At 65.5% G+C, this 322-nt stretch carries 1 protein-coding gene; it reads left to right on the forward strand.

Annotated elements, in window-relative coordinates:
- The first annotated feature begins 69 nt into the window (after window positions 1-69).
- Window positions 70-261 (forward strand): hypothetical protein, encoded by a 192-nt coding sequence (locus FS793_RS16865; protein WP_144722140.1) that lies wholly within the window; start codon window positions 70-72, stop codon window positions 259-261.
- The last annotated feature ends 61 nt before the right edge of the window (window positions 262-322 follow it).

Below are 322 nucleotides of genomic sequence, written 5' to 3' on the forward strand. Positions count from 1 at the left end.
TAGAAGTGGAAGGAGTGGGTGTTGGTCGAGGTGTTGAAGGGGGGTGTGGGGTAGGGGAAGGGGGCGAAGGTGAAGTGGTGGGGGAAGGAGGAGAGGGTGGTGGTGGTGAAGGCGGACGGGGTGGGGGGGGGACTGAGGGGGGAGATGGTGAGGCGGAAGGGGTTGGAGAAGGGGATGAGGGTGGGGATGGTGGTGGGGGTGAAGAAGGTGGAGAAGGAGGGGGGGAAGCGGGGGAAGGTGGGTGAGGAGGTGAGGGAGTAGAAGGTGGTGGGGGAGGAGTAGGGGGGGGAGGTGATGTTGGTGGAGGTGTGGGGGGTGAGGG

Source organism: Agrococcus jejuensis (genome assembly GCF_007679035.1).
Classification (GTDB): Bacteria; Actinomycetota; Actinomycetes; order Actinomycetales; family Microbacteriaceae; genus Agrococcus; species Agrococcus jejuensis_A.